Genomic DNA, 23354 nt, shown 5'->3' with positions numbered 1-23354 from the left:
TATGCCTACTTACCGCCCAAATTTCTGCCTTTACTGAAGCACTTCTTTTTCATCTCTGATGGATAATTCCGAGGGTGGAGATAAAACTTTTTGGTGAAATGCGTATTCCTCAACAATTTCGTCATTGATAAGGTGTTTTTGGATAATTTCTTCGATAACCTCTGGGGTAGCGTTACGATACCATACCCCTTCAGGATAAACTAACATAATTGGGCCATCACAACATACCCGAAGACAATCAGCTTTGGTACGAAAAACACAGGTTTCCCTCTCAGAATTGGGACTATCTAAGCCCAACTCCTTTAGTCTGGTTTTAAGATATTGCCATGATTTTAGACTATCTTCTTTATTACAACATTTAGGTTTTGCTTGATCGCAACATAAGAAAATATGACGATTAATAGAATTTAAATGTAGCTTTTTGACCATGGGAATAAGTTTATTAGCCATCCTTAGAAACAACCCCTAAAATTTATTAGTAATGAAGAATCTGTACCATTGAGAAATTAATTACCTGTTATCAATTATCAATGATTAATCGCCCATTATCAATTATTTTGCCCCTTATTTTGCCCTGACAATGACACAAGTAATATGATAAATTATAATTAGTGTTAATTTGAGGTTCGTTTCGGTAACAGTGTTTGATTCCAGTATAATAGTAAGGTTATTCCTTCCACAGCATGGAAAGACTCACGTCCGTCGTCTCAGTTGCCCTAGTGTAAATTAAGATTATTGGAGCAAGTCTATGTCCATATATGTTGGGAATTTATCCTATGATGTTACAGAAGAAGATTTACAAACTGTCTTCTCTGATTATGGTCAGGTAAAACGTGTTTATTTACCTGTTGATCGTGAAACTAAAAGAATGCGCGGTTTCGGTTTTGTAGAAATGTCTAGTGATAATGAAGAAGAAACTGCAATTGAAACCTTGGATGGTGCTCAGTGGATGGGCAGACAAATGAAGGTTAATAAAGCTAAGCCTCGTGAAGAAGGCGGAAACCGTCGTGATAGATTCTAAGGTATATTTCTTTAGTTTTTAATCAAATTTAGTTTCAAACCCCTAGCTTTTTTGTTGGGGGTTATTTTTTTATTAATATTTTCTATTGGTCAATTACTTATCACTAGGGTTAAAAAATATTAATTTGTGGGATAAAACATAAGTAGTTATAGCTCCCAAAATACAGCATATACTCAAAATAAATAAAACATTACTTACTCCTATTTCTTCTTGAATAGAAGGTAATAAATAAGCTCCTAAAATGGCTCCAGCCTTGGCGATCGCCCCTGCAAACCCCGCTCCACTAGCCCGAATAGAAGAAGGAAACACCTCCCCTGATAACAAAAAAGTAGTTGAATTTGGTCCGCCATTCATGAATAAATTAAACAGGAAAAAACCCCCTAAAATTAATCCAATATTACTAAAACTTTGAGCAGGAAAAAAAGATGATATTCCCAATAAAAATAAACCAACCGCCATGCCGACAAAACCTATAACTTGCAAGAAAATTCTACCTAGTTTATTAATTAACAAAATAGCCAAAATAAATCCCAATATCAAAAAAGAATCCACCACCATAGCCCCCTGTGCAGACTTGATTTGTTGTACAAAAAAATCTGACTCATTATTAAGTGCTAAAAAAGTAATAATAGCAGGGGTAAAAATTCCTATGCCATAGGTAGCAATATCTTGTAAAAACCAAGGCAAAGAAGCGAATAAAGTATTAATGCGATACTTAGAAGAAAATAAAGCACCGTAATTTAAAACCTCTTGATCCTTTATGGGTTCAGTTTCCGCCGTGATAATAATCTCTTTTTCTAACAAAATAGAAGCTGATTGAGATGCCTTTTCATACTCCCCTCTATTGATATGATAAAAAGGACTTTCCAGTAAAAATTTAAGTCTTAAAATCCCTACTAAAATGCCAAATAATGCCCCCATGCCCAACATTATCCGCCAAGCATAATGAACAGCAAAAATAGGCGTTTCAGGATAAACAGATTGAAAATAATTAATCACAATGATACCGATTAGCGCCCCCACAACCGTCCCTATGGCCTGAAAAGCAAAAGCACCTATTACCATCCTACCTCGATGGCGAGAGGGTACATTTTCGGTGATGTAGGCTACGCTGATGGGATAATCTGCCCCAATGCCAACTCCCACCAAGAAACGAGAAATAATCAAAAATGTGGTATTCGGAGATAAAGCACAGGCAACACTAGCACTTATCAACAAAAATACGTCGATTAAGAGCATCTTTTGGCGCCCGATTTTGTCTGTAATTGCCCCCAAAGTTAGAGAACCTACCAAAGCCCCTGCGATCGCACTTACTGCTATCATAGCGGTATCAGTGGCAGTCAATGCAAAATCTAGCTTTAGGAAAGGCAAAGCAATGCCAATGACAAAAAAATCAAACCCATCAAGGGCAATCAAAGAGGCAGATAAAAACCATAACAACCACATCGGGCGAGTTATGGGCGAATCATCCAATTGTTGAGCAAAGTTAGTCAAAGATTGAGACATACCCTTTTTTAATTGATAATGGAGAATAAATAATTAATAATTGTATTTTTTGATTTTTTCGTATGCTTAAATCTTTGTAAATTAACCTTGATCATTTCTGATAAGTAAGTAGGCATAATTAAATCGATTTAGGCAAGGGGTTTAAACCCCTTGTTCATAAGAGTCTTAATAAAATAAGAGCTATAATTAATTTCGCCAACCTACTTAACACACCCTAACTAACTAAAGTATTTATAACATTATTAAATTGAATTCCCCCCTTATTAAGGGGGGCTAGGGGGGATCATATTTCTACACTAATTAACTACTTTTTTAACAAATTATTTTGCAGCTCCAAATAAATCAATAAAGCATTAACATCCGCAGGATTTACCCCACCGATGCGGGTAGCCTGTCCAATGGTTAAAGGTTTTACTTTAGTTAGTTTTTCCCTTGCTTCCATGGACAAAGTTTCAATGTTCATATAATCTAAATCTTCGTGTAATTTACGATTACTATGACGGGCTACTTGATCAATTTGCTTTTGTTGTCTTTGAATATATCCCGAATATTTTATTTCAATTTCTGCCCCTTCTTTTTCCGCCTTATTTAACTCAGCATTATGTAAATTATATCTCTCTAAATCTTCATAATGAAACTTCGGACGGCGCAACAAATCCGCAAGGGTAATTGAGCCTTTTATTTTTTGCTCTGTATCCTCAACAATCTTGAGGGCAACCTCATCTCTTTCCTTGATTCTAGTTTCGTATAGTCTTTCTTGTTCAGCAATAATATTTTTTTGTTTTTCTTGATATAAATTCCAACGGCGATCGCAAATTAGCCCTATTTCACGACCTAAAGGAGTCATACGCTGATCAGCATTATCAGACCTTAAAATTAAACGATATTCCGAGCGAGAAGTCAACATCCGATAAGGCTCACGCAAATCCTTCGTACACAAATCATCAATCAAAGTACCAAGATAACTCTCCTCACGGGGAAAAACAATCATCTCCTCACCCCGAGAAAAACGAGCCGCATTAATTCCCGCCACGATGCCCTGCGCTGCCGCTTCCTCATAACCCGTAGTACCGTTAATCTGCCCTGCCGAAAATAACCCCTCAATCTTCTTCGTCATCAAAGTAGGATAACACTGGGTAGCAGGTAAAAAATCATACTCCACCGCATAGGCAGGGCGTAACATCACACAATTTTCCAACCCTGGCAAAGTGCGCAACATTTGCAACTGTATATTTTCAGGTAAACCCGTAGAAAACCCCTGAATATATAACTCAGGAATATCTCTACCTTCAGGCTCAATAAAAATTTGATGGCTGTCTTTATCCGCAAAACGAACAATCTTATCCTCAATACTAGGACAATAACGAGGCCCCTTTGAGTCAATAAAACCGCCATAAATAGGCGACAAATGGAGATTATCCTTAATCAATTGATGGGTTTTGGTGGTAGTACGAGTAAGATAACAGTTCATTTGTTCTCTTTCTACCCACACTTCAGGATCAAAACTAAACCAGCGAATCTCCTCATCAGGGGGTTGCACCTCCATTTTTGTATAGTCAACGGTGCGCTTATCTACCCGTGCAGGAGTACCCGTTTTTAACCTCCCCGTCTCAAACCCCAAATTATTAAGAGTTTCCGTCAAACCTACCGCAGCAAACTCTCCAGCCCTTCCAGCCGCCATGGATTTACCACCAATCCAGATTTTACCATCCAAAAAAGTACCTGTAGTTAATACCACCGCCTTAGTCTTAAAACAAGTACCGAAATAGGTTTGTACCCCTATCACTTCATCATTTTTCCCCAACACCAAATCCGTTACCATCCCTTCACGAATAGACAAATTTGGCTCATTTTCCACAATATTTTTCATCACCGTCGCATATTCACGCTTGTCAGTCTGCGCCCTCAATGCCCATACCGCAGGGCCACGGGAATTATTCAATACCCTTTTTTGTAAATATGTCCTATCCGCCATTTTGCCAATCTCGCCCCCCAATGCGTCGATTTCATGGGTAAGTTGAGATTTTGCAGGGCCACCCACCGCAGGATTACAAGGTTGCCACCCAATTTTATCAAGGTTAAGGGTTAGCATCAGGGTGCGACATCCTAACCTCGCACTGGCAAGGGCTGACTCACAGCCAGAATGTCCACCACCAATAATGATTACATCAAATTCGTCTTGAAATTCTACGGGGGTTTTAATGGTCATTTTATCCTTTATCTATCTGCAAAACTGAGGTGCTTAATCTAATCTTTTATGATAACTCAGTTTGAACTTCCCTTGTGATGGTGGTTATCTAACAACAATCATAGCCCTTAAATTCCCCCCTTATTAAGGGCAGTAGGGGCAATCAATTTTCCGCCATAGCCTCATTTAACTCCAACAATTGCTCTAAAATATCCCCATTCTCATCAAAACCATACGCCTTCATTACCAAATCATCTAACTGTTGATGTAACTTGTACAACTTACTGCTAGGCTCATCAAAAAAGGCATTATATAACTGAGTAATTCCCCATTGTTTTTTCTCCATTTGCTCTGTTCTATATTCGTGTAATTCTGTCATTTTATCTCTGATTTGTTGCACAATTTTTGATCCTTCTAAATCTCCCTTAATAACAGAGACTTTTGTTTCTTTTATCTTACTCTCCTCGCCCTTGGGGAGAGGGGCTAGGGGTGAGGGAAAAGGGAATGTTTCAAAACAAGTAGTATTCGTATATCTTGTATCTCCTTTTAAAGTTGAACTTTGAGCCTTTACCCATAAACGATGGATTTTTGAGGTTAAAACTCCTAAGATATAAAAATCATCAGAAGCAACAACCATATTTGCTTCGCAGGGTAATATAGATATATCTACAGGGGAAAAAACCACATATTTAACCACTTTAGGAATAGCAAAATAACAACTTAAACCTTTTAATTGTTTTCGCATAAGAGAGCGACTTCTTCCAAACTGCCACCATCTTTCGCGCCTTATTTTTTCTCGACTTTTATCCCTTTCTGGCTTTACTTTTTCCTTAACTCTTTCAAAAGGTAATTTGTAATTCGATGCTTCTTCAATGGGCATATCGTTAAAATCAATTACCCAGTCCAACTTCTCAAAAGGATGAATCAACCCCCTACCATCAATCATCGGTTTTAATACTTTCTGATTATTAGAATCTTTTTTTATCCATTCCTTAGCTTCTTCTTCACTGATAATAAAACCTTTGCCAGATAATTCACACGCCTGAAAAGAGAGGTTCTTATTACATTTTATTTTTTTAGCAAAAGCAACAGAAATTTCATTTTTTAAAGATGAATTAATAATTTTAACTAACTTATCATCTAAAAATAATTGATCGGGCTTTTGTTTACACCAATTAACAATACTAACATGAACCGCCGCTTCTCCTGACCAAGGTTGAGTCGAAACCGCCTCATAAATAAAGCCCTCATTTTCTACAATATAATCTAAACTTGCATTACGACTAACATTCTGAGAAATAGAATTACTTCCTACCAAACCAGCCCGAGAATTTTCTGCTAAATAATCATGACTTTTTCTAAACCAATAAACACAAAAATCAGGTTGTCCTTTTATATCTTTAAATTGCTGATAAACTTTTTCTACATACTCATCCCCTAATTCTTGTCGTAGTTTTTTCCCACCCAAAAAAGGAGGATTACGGATAATAGCATCAGCCCTTACCCAAGGAGAAAATAAAGCATCAGTACAGAGAATATTTTGATCCAAACTATCTAACTTGAGTTTAGACTAAATCTAATTTTAAACGCTGAAACCCTTATATGACGTATATTTTATATTTTTTACATTAAACGGATAAGAATAGTCAAAATTCTTGCTATATAAGGATCATAGCTTCTTACAGTTCAAATTAGTCTAAAGTACAGATCTAAAGGTAACGCAGGTTCAGTCAAACTTAACTTATCAATAGCCACCTTTCGCGCAATCATCAAAGTAACCTTAGCCAACTCCACCGCAAAAGGATTTACATCCATGCCATAAAACTGATTCGGAGTAACAAAACTAAGATTTTGTTGAACATTCTGCCTTTTACTCCTTGCCCTAATTTTGTCTAACAATAACTGCTCAATTCTCTTTAACTCCTGATAAGCCACATAAAGAAAATTACCACTACCACAGGCAGGATCCAAAACCTTGTACGATTGTAACCTTAACTGTAAATTGGTCAAATCCTTAACAGAATTAGCACTATCAATCAAATCCTCCCAATATTTGCTAATGGTAGGGCGTACAATTTTCATAATATCCGCCTCCGAGGTGTAGTGCATTCCATAACTATGCCTTTCCTTGGCATTCACCGTGCCTTCAAAGATATTCCCAAAAATGGCAGGGCGCACCTTACTCCAATCTTGACGCGCCACAGTGGCTAATATTTCCAACTCAGAGGGAGTTAAATCAAGGGCTTCCACCGTAGCAAACAAACCGCCATTAAAATATTCCACCCCCTGATATTTTCCTGCAGGAGTCACCCCCCGATTATTCATCTCACGGAATAAACCCCCCAACACGTCATAACTATTGGCGCCATGAATACATTCCTCCACACAACGGATAAACAGATTATTAGGCAACAAACCTCTATCCTCAGCAAACATTGCCAACACACACTGCAAGATAAACCGCTGAATTTTGAGGGTTTTATTTTCCCCAGAATTGGGGGTTAAGGGGCACTGGGTTTGATCCCCCCCAACCCCCCTTAATAAGGGGGGAGTAGAGTTTTGAGTTTCTCCAGAATTAGGAGTAGAATTTAGGCGATTTTGCAATATTTGGAATAACTCCCCTAATCTTCTTCCTGCCTTTTCAGTGACATCAACCTGATTATTTTTAAAAATTGACTCCACATCACCCTTCAACATGAAGTTAAGGGCAGAATATCGGTGAGGTAATTCTTGTAAAGGAATTATATCTACAGGCTCATCTAGTTGTAAATCAAAGTCAAATATCCAAAACTCATCGAAGTTACAAAGAATGACATATCGAGGGCGATTTGGTACGAGTCTTGACCAATATTCAAAGGCTTGGGAGTAATGTTTGCTTAAATCCTCCCCTTTTTTCTTCATCTCGATAAGTAGCTTCGGTTTCCAAACTAAGTCGGCAAACCCTGTATTTTTTTTCTTACTACCTTTTTTGATGGCTTCCTCGTATTTTGCCCCTGCTTCCAACGCCCCATCATACCCAAAGGCTTGGAAAAACCGATCAAGAAATATCTGGGCTTCTTTCCTCTCTTGCCCTGTAATGTATTGTTGACAAAATTGGATGAAGTTTTCTAGATTTTCCTGATGGTTGTTTGTCATGATTCCTTGATGGTAATTTTAATTTTATTAATCCTAGGGCCATCCATATCAGCAATGGTAAAAATAAGATTATCAAAACCATATATTTCTTCGATGGAGGGAATTTTTTGCCACTGATAAATTAAAAATCCCCCTAAAGTTGTATATTCTTCGGTGAGAGGTAAACTAAAATCGAGTAAATCATTCAATTCTTCAAGGTTGATTTGGGCAGATACGAGGAAGTTTTGCTCATCGATGACAGTAACCTCCGACTCTTGATTGGCGGTACTTTTTTCCTCATGGCCCAAAATTTCGTTGATTAAATTTTGCATAGACACTAATCCAGCGGTGCCTCCATATTCATCTACGATAATGACCATTTTTAACCGTGATTTTTGCATCACGTTGAGTAATTCACTCAGGGGAGTAAATTCTGATAAAAATTTGACGGGGCGAATTAAGTCTTTTATGGATTGTCCTAATTTACTTTCTGATAGCTTGGGATGTGGATTTTCTGCTGACTCTTCTCCATTTTTTCCCAAGAAAGAAACACAGTCTTTTAGGTTGATAATACCCCGAATATCGTCCAAAGATTCGCCAATGACAGGATAACGAGAATGTCCTGTTTTGGCTACTTCTTCGATTAAATCTTGATAGGTAGAATCAAAGGATAAATAATCAATATTTACTCGGGGTGTCATGATTTCTAAGGCTTCCACATCCCCAAATTCAAACACATTACTGAGTAATTCCCTTTCGTCGGCTTCTAACCCTGATGATTCTCTTTCTGTGCGGATGATGAGTTGTAATTCTTCGGGGGTAACTTGTTTGTACCAGCCTTGCCCTGTATATTCTGCCCCAAATAAACGTAATATAAATTTGGTTGATTGGTTGAGAATATCAATAAAGGGTTTAAAAATGGTACCGATTACTCGAATAGGGGGGGCAAGGAGTCGGGCTAAATGTTCGGCATAAAGCAGGGAAAAAGATTTAGGGCATAATTCTCCTAATACTATTTGTAGATATACTAACAGCACGAAGGAAAGGGGAATGGATACGGAATGAATTAATATTTCACTAACATTGGGGGATAAGGGTAAGGTAATGATGAATGATTGCAGTATTTGCGCCATAGTGCTTTCCCCAATCCAACCGAGGGCAAGACTAGAAAGGGTGATGCCTAATTGGGTGGTAGAAAGGAGTCTGTCTAAACTTTTTTGGAGGGATTGGACAGTTTGGGAAGGTATATCTCCTTCTAATACTAGATGGTTAATGCGCGATCGCCTCACGGAAACTATGGCAAATTCCCCCGTAACAAAAAAAGCGTTAATGGTAATCAGGGAAAATATGGCGAGTAGTCTAAATCCTATGTCGGGCAAACTCATTTAGTAATGAATAGTAATTAATTTTATTAGTGTTATTTTTGGTGTCAACTCAAAGTTTTTTTTCTTGGAGTGCCTCTTGATGTGGGATACAAGTTAGCTTTGAGATACGGTATCATAGATACAAATCAACAATCAACCGTTAGGGGCTTGGATTTTCCTAAGTCCCTATACTCATGGTTATTCCACAGTAAAACTATTTTACCTGAAACCCACCCTATATTTTCCTCAAGGTAATTAGGTAATGAGTCGTAATTGGTTTCCCATTCAAAAAATTAGCTGTACAGAAGACAAGGCAAATCCAAATTTTATTATCAATCATCTATTAACTAATGATTCGTATTCGTGGCGCTAGACAACATAACCTCAAAAATATTGATTTAGAATTACCCCGCAATCAGTTAATCGTCTTTACGGGGGTATCGGGTAGCGGAAAATCCTCCCTTGCTTTTGATACTATTTTTGCCGAAGGGCAAAGGCGTTATGTAGAGTCATTAAGTGCCTATGCCCGACAGTTTTTAGGGCAACTGGATAAACCCGATGTAGATAGCATTGAAGGGCTATCCCCTGCCATTTCTATCGATCAAAAATCCACCTCCCATAATCCTCGCTCAACGGTAGGCACGGTTACAGAAATTTACGACTACTTGCGATTACTCTATGGTAGGGCAGGAGAACCCCATTGTCCTATCTGTGGTCAATCCATCGCTCCGCAAACCATCGATGAAATGTGCGATCGCATTTTAGCTTTACCTGAAAAAACTAAGCTACATTTACTTGCCCCTGTGGTACGAGGGAAAAAGGGTAACCATCATCAACTACTATCTAGTTTAAGCTCTCAGGGATTTGTGAGGGTAAAAATAAATGGGGAGATTCGGGAGTTAGGGGATAATATTGAGCTAAAATCTTCTAAAAAACATGATATAAGCGTACTGGTTGATCGCCTCGTAGTCAAGAGTAATATTCAAGAAAGATTAGCCGATTCCCTAGGCACCTGTTTAAAAATTGCTGAGGGGGTTGCCATGGTGGAAATTGTCGGTAAAGAGGAAGAAACCATCATATTCTCTGAAAACTTTGCTTGTCCAACCCATGGGGCAGTAATGGAAGAATTATCACCTCGTCTTTTTTCCTTCAACTCTCCCTATGGTGCTTGTGGACATTGTCACGGTTTGGGTAGTCTAAAGCAGTTTTCTCCTGATTTGATTGTACCAGATCCTGATGCCATGGTTCTAAGGGCGATCGCCCCTTGGGCAGACAAAGAAAACCCCTACTACACATCTCTCCTCGAATATGTAGCCACAGAATACGGCTTCAAACTAAGCGATAAATGGCATACCCTCACCGAAAAACAACAACATATCATCCTCCACGGAGACAAAGAAATTCAACAAATCCAGTACGGTTACTATCGGGGCGTAATTCCCATGCTCGAAAAAACTTATCAAGAAAGTAACTCCGAAGTAATCAAACAAAAACTAGAACAGTACATCGAACATCAAACCTGTGAAGTGTGCCACGGTAAAAGACTGAAGCCCGAGGCGCTCGCTGTCAAACTAGGACAATACAACATCCACGACTTAACCAGCGTCTCCATCGGAGAATGCCTAAATCGAGTAAATAACATCAACCTCACCCCCAAACAAGCCCAGATAGGAGAATTGGCCCTCAAAGAAATCAAAGCAAGACTAGAATTTTTATTAAATGTCGGCTTAGACTATCTTACCCTAGACCGTACCGCCATGACCCTTTCAGGGGGAGAAGCCCAACGCATTCGCCTTGCCACCCAAATAGGCTCAGGATTAACAGGGGTATTATACGTATTAGACGAGCCAAGTATCGGTTTACATCAACGAGATAACGATCGCCTCTTAGAAACCCTCAAAAAATTACGAGATCTCGACAATACTTTAATTATTGTAGAACATGACGAAGACACAATCAAGAGCGCTGACTATATAGTTGACATTGGCCCTAAGGCAGGAGTCCACGGCGGGGAAATTGTCTATCAAGGGAACTACAAAAACTTCCTCAAATCAAAAGAATCCCTCACCAGTGCCTATTTATCAGGCAGAAAAAAAATTGACATCCCCGAAACCAGAAGGGAAGGAAACGGCAACTTTTTAACCCTAAAAAACTGTCACCGTAACAATCTCAAAAATATAGATGTCCAAATTCCCCTCGGAAAATTTGTCAGTATCACAGGAGTTTCAGGCTCAGGAAAATCCACCCTCATCAATGAATTACTCTATCCAGCCCTCAAACATCACCTCCAACGTAACACCCCTTTCCCCAAACAACTAGACAGCCTAGAAGGCATAGAAGCCGTTGATAAAGTCATTGTAATCGATCAATCTCCCATCGGACGCACTCCCCGCTCCAATCCCGCAACCTATACAGGGGTATTTGACGTAATTCGGGAAATGTTTGCCCAAACCACCGAAGCCAAGGCGAGGGGTTACAAAGCAGGGCGTTTTTCCTTCAACGTCAAAGGGGGAAGGTGCGAAGCCTGTGGAGGGCAGGGGGTAAACGTCATCTCCATGAATTTTTTACCTGATGTATATGTACAGTGTGATATATGCAAAGGGGCAAGGTATAACAGGGAAACTTTGCAAGTGAAATATAAAGGTTATTCCATCGCCGATGTGTTGGATATGACGGTAGAAGAAGCCCTCAAGGTATTTGAAAATATCCCCCGTGCCGTAAATCGTTTACAAACCCTCGTGGATGTAGGCTTAACCTATGTCAAACTAGGACAATCAGCCCCTACCCTATCGGGGGGAGAAGCCCAACGGGTAAAACTAGCCACAGAATTATCTCGCCGTGCCACGGGAAAAACGGTATATTTAATTGATGAACCTACCACGGGATTATCTTTTTATGATGTTCACCATCTTTTAAATGTACTTCAAAAATTGGCAGATAAAGGCAACTCTATCATTGTCATTGAGCATAATTTGGATGTGATAAGGTGCGCTGATTGGATTATTGATTTAGGTTTGGAAGGGGGAAACAAGGGCGGAGAATTGGTTGCCATTGGCACTCCTGAAGATATTGCCAAATCAAAAAAGTCTCATTTAGCTAAGTATCTGAAAAATATTACAAAATGCCAAAGATAAAATGAATAGTCAAAAAAAATTTCAAGGTACATTCTTCCCAAAAACACGCGAATAGAATGAAAGTACAAGTAAAATAGTTTAAGCAGGATTAAGATAAAATCGAAAAACTAATGAATGTCGAGGAATCAGGCCGCAATAAGAATTTGCAAAATATAGGGCAACACAATTTAGATCAGTTTTTTTCCTTGGCGTTAGATTTATTATGTGTAACGGATTTAGAGGGTTATTTTTTACAACTAAATCCTTCTTGGGAAGAAATCTTCGGCTACTCTATAGAAGAGTTACAGGGATGTAATTTTGCTGATTTTGTTCACCCCGATGATTTAGAAGGTAGTCTCGCTGTTTTTAGAAAACTTCAAAGCCAAGAGTCTATTAACTATTTTGAAAATAGATGTCGTCATAAAAATGGCACATATATTTATCTGGAATGGAAAGCTCAAATCCATGGGGGCTTAATTTATGGTTTGGCAAGGGATGTTACAGAAAGAAAACAGAGAGAAGAAAAGGTACAAAGGGAAAAACAATTTTCTAACTCGGTTATTACCAATCTTCCTGATGGTTTTATGGTGTTATCTCCTGAAGGGAAAACTTTGGAAGTAAACCCTGCTTTTTGTGAGATGACGGGATTTAGTCGGGATGAGTTGATGGGTAAATATCCTCCTTTTGTTTATTGGAAGGATGAAGATGTTAATTTTTATGAAAGTATTTTTTGTAATACTATTTCTAGCATAAATAATAAAAATATTGAAATAGATTTTAAACATAAAAATGGTCATTATTTTCCTGTTTTAGCTAGTAACTATACTATTAATGATAATGAAGGTAATGTTATATTTTTGTGCGCTACTATCAAGAATATAAGTCTTCTTAAAAAGACTGAATTTGATCTTAATTTAACTAAGGAATTTTTAGAACAAACTAGCCGTTTGGCAAGGGTTGGTGGTTGGGAAGTTAATTTAGAAGAAGATACTGTGCAATGGACTGATATGACGAAGATTATCCATGAATTGCCTTTAGATTTTCAACCAACTTTGGATGATGCTATTAATTTTTATCGAGAAGGGGAAAGTCGAAATACTGTCACAAAGGCGGTGGAGGGAGCTATTATGAATGGTACGTCTTCTTCCTTTGAGGTGCAGCTAGTAACGGCAACGGGGAAAGACATTTGGGTAAAGGCGATCATTGAATCGGATTTTCAAGATGGAAAATGTCGTCGTCTTTATGGTTCTTTTCAGGATATTGATGAAGATAAAAAAAATCAAATTGCTTTGGCAAAAAAAACAAAGGAATTTGATCAGTTAGTGTCTTTTATACCTATGGGTATTTTCAAATTGACACAAGATTTTAGATTTAGTTATGTTAGTTCTGTATGGAGTAATTTAAATGGTTTGAAAGCGGAGGATGTGTTGAAAAATCCTCAATTAGCCATTGATAAAATTCATCCTGATGATCGAGATTTATTCATGACTAAGAACTATGAAGCGGGGATTTGTCGCTCTCCTTTTGACCAAATAGTCCGATTTATTGGTGATGGTAAGGTGCGCTGGATGCAGATAAAATCTCAACCTCAACAGGATGAGAATGGTAACTGGTTTTGGTTTGGTACCCAAACGGATGTTACTGAAAATCAAATCGCTCAACAAGAGTTATTAACCACAAAACAACAGCTACAAAGTATTTTGGGTTCTCTTAATGAGGTGGTATGGTCAGTTACTTATCCTGAACAAAACACACTATATGTTACTCCCTCTGTAGAGGAATTATATGGCATTTCTATGGAGGAATGGATTGAAGATAGTTCCCTTTGGCAAAGGGTAATTCATCCAGATGATCAATATCAAATTCCCATTATTCTGGAAAATTTGGAAGCCTACGGATACCATAATACGGAATTTCGTGTTGTTACCGCCACAGGACAAGTTAAATGGGTTTCTAACAAGATTAAGTATATTCGGGATGATGAAGGGGAAATTGTTAGAATAGATGGTATTACTGCGGATATTACTGAGAATCAGTTAACAAAAATTGCTTTGGCAGAAAGTGAGAATAAAATTAAAAACCTCATTGCTAATCTTTCGGGGGTTGCTTATCAGTGCCTAAATGATAATAGTTACACGACTTTATTCATTAGTGATGAAATTAAACGATTAACGGGTTATCAACCTCAAGATTTTATAGATAACCGCATTAATTTGTATGACATAATTCATCCTAAATATAGGAAAAAAGTTTGCGAGAAGGTCAATAAAGCTGTCTTAAGCAAAACTAGTTACGAGATAGAATATGCTGTGGTGACTACTGATAATAGCGTAGTATGGGTTTCTGATAAGGGTAGGGGGGTTTATAATCAACGGGAAGAACTCCTTTATTTAGAGGGGGTTATATTTGATATTACTCGTCAAAAATTAACTAAAAATAAAATTCAAAAAGCTAATCATAAATTACAGCAAAAGGAAAAGATGCTCTCTGCTATTTCTTTGGCGACAAAGGAGTTGTTGGTTAATGATGATGTACAAAGTGCGATCGCCCTTACCCTTAAAATTCTATGCGATGCCCTTGGCACAGATCAAGCGTATTACTTTACCGTAGAAAAGGGAGAACATGAACCTATCTGTAATCATCAATATGAATATTATGCCGACGGAAGACCCATGGTCATAAAAAATCCCCAATTAATTAATATTCCCATCTCCATGTATCCCCTAGCAGGAGAAGTACTATTAGCTGGGAAACCCTTTCAAACATTCACCGATGACATAGAAGATGATTTAGTTTTTAAATCGTTAATAGAAGAACAGAATATAAAATCTTTTATCTATATCCCTATATTTTATCAAGGACAACTCGTCGGCATTATTGGGTTTGATGATTGTCAGAAAAAAAGAAAATGGACAGAAGGGGAAACGGCTTTGTTACAGAGTTTTGCCGATAGTATTGCCAGTGCGATGGAAAGAAAAAGTCTTGAAGAAAATTTGAACTTGGCAAAACAACAAGCGGAATTAGCAAATCGGGCAAAGTCAGAATTTTTAGCGAATATGAGCCATGAAATTCGTACTCCCCTAAACGGTGTCATTGGTTTTTCGGAATTGCTGTTAGAAACCAATCTCGATAATACTCAGAAAAAATATCTCAACCTAGTAAATCAATCGGGTAATATTCTGCTGGATTTAATTAATGACATTCTCGACTTTTCCAAAATAGAAGCAGGAAGACTAGAACTTTCCTATTATAAAACAGATCTTTGGAATCTTGCTTCCGAGGTAATTGATATAATTCGCCTTAAAGTAGCCGATAAGGATATTGAAATTCTATTAAATATTTCTCCAGATTTACCCCGTTTTGCTTGGTTAGATGAAATTAGAGTAAAACAAATTTTGATTAATCTCCTGGGAAATGCGGTTAAATTTACAGAAAAAGGAGAAATAGAACTAAAAATAACCATTGCCCAGAGTATTAAAATACCTTTTTCAGAAGTATTACACCCTTTAGAAAATGATAATTTAGTTTTCAATCTACAGTTTTCTGTGAGAGATACTGGCACAGGAATTACCCCACAAAAGCAAAAGAATATCTTTCAAGCCTTTGCGCAAGAGGATAATTCCATAACTCGTAAATACGGAGGCACAGGGTTAGGTTTAACTATCTCTAATAAGTTATTGGCGTTGATGGGTAGTGAATTGCACTTAGAAAGTGAGCTTAATAAAGGTAGTTGTTTCTATTTTACTTTACAACTAAAAACTAATATGGGAGAGGAGATTGAGTATGAGGGTTTGGGTAGTATTAAACGTTTATTGATTGTGGATGATAATGTTAATAACTGCGATATTCTCAGGCAGATGCTATTACGTAAAAATATTGTTTGTGATGTTGTATATGATTGTGCTTCAGCTCAAAATATTTTAAATAAGAATCCAGATATTTATGAGGGGGCGATAATTGATTATAGTTTGCCTGATAGTAATGGTTTAGATTTAATTAGAATTATCCGTCAATCCTTTGACTCTAATCATTTACCTATTGTTTTATTACATAGTGTAGCCAATGATCGAGATATTAACTTGGCTTGTGAGGAGTTAAGTATTCAAAGTCAGCACAATAAACCCATTAGCCTTGATCAATTGTATTCTACTCTAGCTCATCTAAGAGTCACAAAGCCTGATTCTTCCCTGAACGATATAAATGATGGTGTTACCGATGAAAAAGAGTTGACTGTTGATAATGTTACGATTTTGATCGCTGAAGATAATCGAGTTAATTTAACTTTAACTAAAATTTTGGTCAAAAAGGCGATCGCCCATAGCATCGTTATCACCGCTAAAAATGGACAAGAAGCCGTAGAAAAATTTAGAAAACATAACCCCAATTTAATACTAATGGATATTCAAATGCCCATCATGAGCGGCTATGAAGCAGCCGAAGCCATTAGAGAAATAGAAACCCACCATACCCCTATTATTGCCCTCACCGCAGGAACAATCAAAGGAGAAAAGGAGCGTTGCCTACAGGCAGGAATGGATGATTATTTAAGTAAACCCATTGTACTAGAACAATTTAACCAAATTATCAGTCAATATTTGTAACTGTTCGGTTATTTGATAAACTTAACCTTGAAAATTACTGATAAAACAGTGACTTCCATTTGATGGTGTGATTAAACAAAGTGACAACATGAAAAAATTATCTGCCCTCGGTTTAGATATAGGGCTAAGAAGAATTGGTGTGGCAGGATGTGATGGTTTAGGTATAATAGCCACAGAATTAACTACAGTTGAACGTGGTTCTTTTGATGATGACATTCTCAAGTTTCAAGAAATCATCAAAGAAAGAGAAGCAACTATTTTAGTCGTCGGTTTACCGTACAACAAAGAAGGGGAAATTGGCTTTCAGGCTAAACAAGTTATGAAATATGCCCAAAGGTTAGCCCATAGCCTCCAATTAGCCTTAGAATTTGTAGATGAAAGATTTACTTCCGTAGAAGCAGAAGAGCAACTCAGGAGTAGTAAAAAATATTCTCGGCAAAATAAAGGTTTAATTGATAAACGGGCCGCAGCTATAATTCTACAACTCTGGCTAGATAGTAGAAGTTAATAGTTAGCATAAAGAACCTCTCACAAAATATTAGATTGGTTTAACAAAATTAACCTTAATGTGATAACAACTTATTTTTTAGTAAGTAAGGGGTTAAACCCCTCATAAAATTACTTATCTTCAGGCACTAACTCACTATTAAACTCATTGAAAGTTTTTCTTTTTAATTGCACAGATTCCGAGCGAGGTAAAAGATTAAATAAATCTCTTAAAACATCGTCCACTTCTTCAAACTCGATGATACCTTTGCCGTTATAAATTTCTTTTTTATTCTGGTCTAAAATTACTGTCTGAGGGATAATTCCTTCATAGTAGTATCCCACCTCATCGGGGGTATAATTTTTTTTCATAGGAATAGTATCGACATTGACAGGGATAATACTAGCAGCCCGTCCATAAAATTCCTGAAAACGAGAAACAATAAAAGCAAACTCCTTAGAATCGCTATTATCATCCAAATAATAAACCAAGATGGCAGGTAATTCCCGTTCAAAAGATTGTTTGAGAGTAAGACGAGGGGGTACTAAGGATCCATTTCCAGCATATACCACAAAAATATTACCGTCGTAGCGATCGCTATCTATCTCTGCCATACTACTGAGGGGATAACTAGCCCACAAACAAAGACAAGACAAGAAAACTAAAATAACTCTTTTTAACATCAGAATAATCAAAAAATTAATAACTATATTTTTCTCAACAAACAATTATCTTATCACTCTCGCCCTATTTAGGAATTTATGAAAAAGTGCTTGAGATGGAGAATAGGCAATGGGGAATGGTTAAGATTAACATCGCCATGATTAGTTATTCGTTACTCTGCCTTAGCAAAAACTAACTTCTCATCCTCATATTTCACCAACACCGTATCCCCTTCGGAGAAAGTAAGATCAAGAATTTTGGTAGCAAGGGGGTTTTCCAATTCCTTTTGGATTGCCCGTTTGAGAGGACGAGCACCATAATTAGGGTCATAACCCACATTAACAATATAATCCTGAGCCTCTGGGGTTAGCTCAATTTTAATTTGTTGCTCACCCAAAAGACTTTGTAAACGGGCTAATTGTAGAGTCACAATGTGGCGTAACTCCTCTTTCTTGAGACTGTGGAAAATCGTTAAATCATCGATACGGTTCAAAAATTCGGGGCGAAAATGTTTACGCAAGGAAGTTAAAACTTTCGATCGCATTTGCTCATAATCAGTATCATTTTCCCCTAAATTCAAAATATACTCACTGCCGATATTAGAAGTCATGACAATAATAGTGTTACGAAAATCCACCAATCGCCCTTGACTGTCGGTAATTCTACCATCATCCAATACCTGTAAAAGAATATTAAAAACATCTCGGTGAGCCTTCTCCACCTCATCCAATAACACCACAGAATAGGGACGACGACGAATCGCCTCGGAAAGTTGTCCTCCTTCCTCATATCCTACATACCCTGGGGGCGCTCCCAAAAGCCTAGATACAGAATGTTTTTCCATATATTCCGACATATCAATTCTCACCATGGCATCTTCCGAATCAAAGAGGAAAGCCGCCAATGCCCTCGCTAATTCGGTTTTTCCTACCCCTGTGGGCCCCATAAACAGGAATGAACCTATGGGACGACTAGGATCTTTCATCCCCGCCCTAGCCCGTCTGATGGCCGCAGAAACAATCGCCACGGCTTCCCCTTGCCCCACCACTCTTTCTTGAAGATGGGATTCTAGTTCGAGTAATTTTTGGCGCTCAGTTTCTAATAGGCGATTCATAGGAATCCCTGTCCAACCCGCTACAATCTCCGCAATGTCTGCATCGGTAACATTTTCCCGTAACATAGCGTTTTCTTGGGACTGAATTTTGAGTAATTCTGTCTCCTTAGTTTCGATGTCATGTTGGAGGGTTTCTAATTTACCATACTTAATTTGAGCCGCTTTTTCATGATCATAGGCTCTTTCCGCCTTGTCCAACTCTAGGCGCACTTGCTCTTCTTCGGTTTTTAGGGTCTTAATTTCATCCAAAAATTCCTTTTCTATCTGCCATTGAGAGGATAATCCCTTTTGTTTCTCCTGCAACTCATCAATTTCTGCGGTGATGCGCTCGAGGTTTTCTTGGGCAGATTTATCATTTTTTCCTTCCCCTTGTAGAGATAACTCCTCCATCTGCAACTGTAACAAACGACGGTCTAAAGCCTCTAATTCTAAAGGTTTGGAGGTGATTTCCATTTTTAACCTTGCGGCGGCTTCATCCACCAAATCAATGGCTTTGTCAGGGAGAAAACGATCTGTGATATATCTGTGAGACAGAGTAGCAGCGGCGATAAGGGCAGAATCGGTAATTTTGACCCCGTGATGGACTTCGTAACGCTCTTTTAAACCCCGTAGAATGGAAATGGTATCTTCCACGGTGGGCTGTTTGATATACACCTGCTGAAAACGGCGCTCTAGGGCAGGATCTTTTTCGATATGCTTACGGTATTCATCAAGGGTGGTAGCCCCGATACAACGCAGTTCTCCCCTTGCTAACATGGGCTTGAGGAGGTTTCCTGCATCCATGGCACCCCCTTCCCTAGAACCTGCACCGACGACGGTATGGAGTTCATCGATAAAGAGAATTATTTGTCCATCGGATTCGATTACTTCTTTTAAGACTGAGCGCAATCTTTCTTCAAATTGTCCTCTGTATTTTGCCCCTGCAATGAGGCTACCCATGTCGAGGGAGATTAATTGTCTATCTTTGAGAGACTCTGGTACGTCTCCATTGACAATTCTTTGAGCTAAACCCTCGGCGATCGCAGTTTTACCCACCCCAGGCTCCCCAATCAGCACGGGATTATTTTTGGTACGACGGGATAACACCTGAATTACGCGCCTAATTTCATCATCCCTACCGATTACAGGGTCTAGTTTTCCAGCTTTTGCCTGTTCTGTCAAATCTCGACCATACTTGTCCAGGGGAGCTCCTTCTTTTTCTTCTCCTTCCTGGTTTTCTTGCTCTTGAGTAGTTTCCTCTGCTTGTTCGATACTTGTTTTAAAAGATTTTATCTGTAACTGAAAATCTTGGGCATCGAGGTTAAAAGTGCGTAGGGTGCGCTTACCAATGCGCTCATCCTCAGAAAAAGCAGTCAAAATGTGGGATACCCCAATAATGTCATCCTGCCAACTTTCTCGACAAGCCTCTGCCCTATCCAGCAGTAAGTCTAAACCCCGCCCTAAATACAGTTGATTGACACTGAACATTTTTGGCTGACGAGTGGCAAAGGTGCGTAATTGTTTTTCGAGGGTAGGTAAATCTATCTTGGCTTGGGTGAATATTTGCCCTGCGATGGTGTTTTCTTCCAACAGTGCCAAAATGATATGTTCTACTTCTAAATTTTGATTTTTGAAATTACGACATACTTCTTGCGATCGCACAATGGCATCCCAAGCACTCTCAGTAAATTTATTCGGATCAGTTGGCTGCATTATCTATCAGTTATGGGTGACTTGTATTAATTATTAACTTTTTTTAACCAATTGTCACCTATTACCATACTTCCTACCCTCTCCTAATGCTGGTGGGAGTAAAGGAAGGAAGTTTAGAAGAGTTTTAAATTCCCATTGATGATAATTTTTGATAGTAGCCATAACCAAAAACTATTTATTCTTCTAAATTTAAATTTTTCATACTGCTTTTAAGCTCTTTCCATAATCCTCTTATCTGTTGATAAGCCTGATTTGAGCTTACTTTTCCGTTGGTTTCTAAATTACAAATATAGCTTACTTTTTGGGCGAACTCTTGTAAATTAGCATTGAATACTAAATTTTCTGGGGTAAAATCTCCACGATAAGGACTACGGGGATAGAGCATATTTTCTTTATCAGCTTTATTATTATCCACGACTTAAAATTATTTTTTATTACATAGTTATCAACAGTTTAGCTTAAAAAATAAATCTTGAGGAATAGAGCTTAAATTTAGCTTGACAAGTCTAATAATTACTATTTTTTTATACTAAGTATTTTGTTTTTTTTGAAATATTTAAGTAATCTTAGAAACTCACTATTCCTCTTTACCACTGTAAGGAATACCATAATCAAAAACATTTACATGGGAGGAAGAATTACCTGTATTACCATTGTTCGAAGATGGTAAATCATATTCATAAATATCTTGATTAACACCATTTATGTCAGATTGTTCTCGAAATTCAACCATGGTAGAATACATTAGCTGATCTCGAATTTTGATTTGTTCACTCCTTGGCAATTGATGAAAATTAGGGGGTAACTCATCATAAAACATTTGCCGTCTTTCTTCGGTATTTGTGGGACGTTTTATCTTGTTTTTTCTTTCATTTTCAATGACACTAAAAATATCGGTAGGTATTTCATCTCCCGAGGAATCTTGTGGAGCATAAAAAGTTTGTTGTTGACTAGCTAGGGAGTTTTGGTCAACATTCTCCAAGGGGAAACAACCGCTAACAAATATTGTGGCGACGATAGAGTAAACAACAGCTTTAGTCATAACTTTATAAGGTTTCCTGCTCTTTCATGTTAACAATTAACTGTTGACAAATAATAACAAAAATCCAACAATGTAATTAATATTTACCATCATATTGTATGACCTCATCTTCTGCCGATTTTTTCCATATTTCCGTTTTTGCCCAAGAATTGGTAGATAGCCTTAATCCTAAGCCCCATGGACACTATCTTGATGCTACTTTGGGAGGGGGAGGACATACAGAAATTTTGTTGAGTCGTGATGATAGCATAACAATGACGGTGATTGATCGGGATGAAAATGCGATCGCCTCTGTCCGTGATAGATTACCTTCTTCTTATTTAGAAAAAATTACTTTTTGGCATGGCAATTTTGCCGATTTTCAAGGGAAGGAAAATCAATTTGATGGTGTTATGGCTGATTTGGGAGTTAGTTCTCCTCAATTTGACCATGGTTCGCGGGGTTTTAGCTTCCGTCATGAAGGGGAGTTGGATATGCGAATGGATCAAAATCAGTCTTTGACGGCTCAAAAAATTGTGAACCATTGGCAAGAAAAAGAAATTGCTGATTTAATTTACCAGTATGGGGAGGAAAGATTATCCCGTCGCATTGCTCGAAAAATTCTGGAAAAACGCCCTTTTACCACCACCACGGAGTTAGCCAGTGCGATCGCCCTTTGTTACCCCCCCAAAGCCCGTTATGGTAGAATACACCCCGCCACAAGGACTTTCCAAGCCCTACGCATTGCCGTAAATCAAGAGTTGGACTCCCTTACCTCTTTTCTGGGCAAGGCCCCGCTATGGCTCAAACCAGAAGGCAGAATTGCCATTATTAGTTTTCACAGTCTCGAAGATAGAATCGTTAAGTATCAATTTCGGGATAGTGACATCTTAAAAATAATTACCAAAAAACCCCTTACTCCCACAGAAGAAGAGCAAAAGGTTAATGGGCGATCGCGCTCTGCTAAACTGAGAATAGCAGAGAAGAAAATCGACACTTAAAGTGAGAAATAGTGGGAGGTAAAAACAAACAGTTAAGGTTATTGTGTCTTAACTTATTCCAAATCTTTTAAATTCATCACTTATCCTTAGTTTGAATCAACTCAACCTTGTATCCCGTAGGATCTTCCACAAAAGCAATTACTGTAGTACCATGTTTCATAGGTCCTGGTTCTCTGATTACTTTACCGCCTAGGGATTTAATTTTATCGCAGGTAGTATAAATATCATCCACCCCAAGGGCAATATGTCCATAACCATCCCCAATGTCATAACTATCCTTACCCCAGTTGTAAGTTAACTCAATGACAGAATGATCAGACTCATCCCCATAACCCACAAAAGCAAGGGTAAACTCTCCCCCCGGATAGTCTTTTTGTCTTAACAACTTCATACCCAACACATCGCAATAAAACTTGATAGACTCTTCCAAATTGCCTACCCTGAGCATGGTATGTAAAAGACGCATAAA

At 38.1% G+C, this 23354-nt stretch carries 15 protein-coding genes and 1 pseudogene; 5 read left to right on the top strand and 11 right to left on the bottom strand.

Going from position 1 to position 23354, the window contains the following annotated elements:
• Nucleotides 1–30 precede the first annotated feature (30 nt).
• The gene (locus tag A5482_RS12735) at nucleotides 31–450 is read right to left on the bottom strand and encodes a (2Fe-2S) ferredoxin domain-containing protein (protein WP_069791777.1); all 420 of its coding nucleotides are present in this window, start codon (nucleotides 448–450) and stop codon (nucleotides 31–33) included.
• A gap of 298 nt (nucleotides 451–748) precedes the next feature.
• Between A5482_RS12735 and A5482_RS12730 the strand changes: the two genes are divergently transcribed.
• Entirely contained in the window at nucleotides 749–1021 is a 273-nt protein-coding gene (locus A5482_RS12730) for an RNA recognition motif domain-containing protein (RefSeq protein ID WP_069791778.1), read from the top strand.
• A gap of 93 nt (nucleotides 1022–1114) precedes the next feature.
• Here A5482_RS12730 and A5482_RS12725 read toward each other — a convergent pair whose 3' ends face one another.
• The 5 genes and pseudogenes from A5482_RS12725 to A5482_RS12705 form a co-directional block, all read right to left on the bottom strand.
• A complete protein-coding gene (locus A5482_RS12725; protein WP_201150103.1) occupies nucleotides 1115–2527 on the bottom strand; it encodes an MFS transporter in 1413 nt (470 codons plus the stop codon).
• Between the two features lie 304 nt (nucleotides 2528–2831).
• Nucleotides 2832–4736, bottom strand: coding sequence for a tRNA uridine-5-carboxymethylaminomethyl(34) synthesis enzyme MnmG (mnmG, locus tag A5482_RS12720; RefSeq protein WP_069791779.1), 1905 nt, complete (start codon nucleotides 4734–4736; stop codon nucleotides 2832–2834).
• Nucleotides 4737–4878: 142 nt separating this feature from the next.
• On the bottom strand, nucleotides 4879–6264 hold the full coding sequence (locus tag A5482_RS12715) for a type IIL restriction-modification enzyme MmeI (RefSeq protein ID WP_069791780.1): 1386 nt from the start codon (nucleotides 6262–6264) through the stop codon (nucleotides 4879–4881).
• A 164-nt stretch (nucleotides 6265–6428) separates the two neighbouring features.
• Nucleotides 6429–7850 (bottom strand): annotated as a pseudogene (locus A5482_RS12710) (type IIL restriction-modification enzyme MmeI); the annotation flags it as partial.
• Nucleotides 7847–9214 carry a hemolysin family protein gene (locus A5482_RS12705; protein ID WP_069791781.1) on the bottom strand — a complete coding sequence of 456 codons (1368 nt, stop codon included), beginning with the start codon at nucleotides 9212–9214 and terminating at the stop codon, nucleotides 7847–7849. The pseudogene A5482_RS12710 and the gene A5482_RS12705, both read right to left, overlap by 4 nt.
• A gap of 329 nt (nucleotides 9215–9543) precedes the next feature.
• On the opposite strand from A5482_RS12705, the gene uvrA reads away from it, so the two are divergent.
• From uvrA to ruvX, 3 genes are all read left to right on the top strand, one after another.
• Nucleotides 9544–12327, top strand: a complete 2784-nt coding sequence (gene uvrA, locus A5482_RS12700; RefSeq protein ID WP_069791782.1) for an excinuclease ABC subunit UvrA — start codon at nucleotides 9544–9546, stop codon at nucleotides 12325–12327.
• Nucleotides 12328–12437: 110 nt separating this feature from the next.
• Nucleotides 12438–16907, top strand: coding sequence for a PAS domain S-box protein (locus tag A5482_RS12695; protein ID WP_446684773.1), 4470 nt, complete (start codon nucleotides 12438–12440; stop codon nucleotides 16905–16907).
• 88 nt (nucleotides 16908–16995) lie between these two features.
• The gene (gene ruvX, locus A5482_RS12690; RefSeq protein WP_069791785.1) at nucleotides 16996–17415 is read left to right on the top strand and encodes a Holliday junction resolvase RuvX; all 420 of its coding nucleotides are present in this window, start codon (nucleotides 16996–16998) and stop codon (nucleotides 17413–17415) included.
• A gap of 110 nt (nucleotides 17416–17525) precedes the next feature.
• On the opposite strand, the gene A5482_RS12685 is transcribed toward ruvX, so the two are convergent.
• The 4 genes from A5482_RS12685 to A5482_RS12670 all read right to left on the bottom strand — a co-directional run bounded on the left by A5482_RS12685 (nucleotide 17526) and on the right by A5482_RS12670 (nucleotide 21905).
• Nucleotides 17526–18077 carry a thylakoid membrane photosystem I accumulation factor gene (locus A5482_RS12685; protein WP_083260492.1) on the bottom strand — a complete coding sequence of 184 codons (552 nt, stop codon included), beginning with the start codon at nucleotides 18075–18077 and terminating at the stop codon, nucleotides 17526–17528.
• A gap of 152 nt (nucleotides 18078–18229) precedes the next feature.
• Nucleotides 18230–20863 carry an ATP-dependent chaperone ClpB gene (gene clpB / locus A5482_RS12680; protein ID WP_069791786.1) on the bottom strand — a complete coding sequence of 878 codons (2634 nt, stop codon included), beginning with the start codon at nucleotides 20861–20863 and terminating at the stop codon, nucleotides 18230–18232.
• A 175-nt stretch (nucleotides 20864–21038) separates the two neighbouring features.
• Entirely contained in the window at nucleotides 21039–21248 is a 210-nt protein-coding gene (locus A5482_RS12675; protein ID WP_069791824.1) for a DUF7219 family protein, read from the bottom strand.
• Between the two features lie 192 nt (nucleotides 21249–21440).
• Complete coding sequence (locus A5482_RS12670) at nucleotides 21441–21905, bottom strand: hypothetical protein (protein ID WP_069791787.1); 465 nt, start codon at nucleotides 21903–21905, stop codon at nucleotides 21441–21443.
• Between the two features lie 98 nt (nucleotides 21906–22003).
• Between A5482_RS12670 and rsmH the strand changes: the two genes are divergently transcribed.
• On the top strand, nucleotides 22004–22885 hold the full coding sequence (gene rsmH, locus A5482_RS12665) for a 16S rRNA (cytosine(1402)-N(4))-methyltransferase RsmH (RefSeq protein WP_069791788.1): 882 nt from the start codon (nucleotides 22004–22006) through the stop codon (nucleotides 22883–22885).
• 76 nt (nucleotides 22886–22961) lie between these two features.
• Here rsmH and gloA read toward each other — a convergent pair whose 3' ends face one another.
• Nucleotides 22962–23351 (bottom strand): lactoylglutathione lyase, encoded by a 390-nt coding sequence (gloA, locus tag A5482_RS12660; protein ID WP_069791825.1) that lies wholly within the window; start codon nucleotides 23349–23351, stop codon nucleotides 22962–22964.
• Nucleotides 23352–23354: the final 3 nt, after the last annotated feature.

The organism is Cyanobacterium sp. IPPAS B-1200 (assembly GCF_001747005.2).
Lineage (GTDB): Bacteria > Cyanobacteriota > Cyanobacteriia > Cyanobacteriales > Cyanobacteriaceae > Cyanobacterium.
This window is presented reverse-complemented; position numbering and strand designations above follow the sequence as displayed.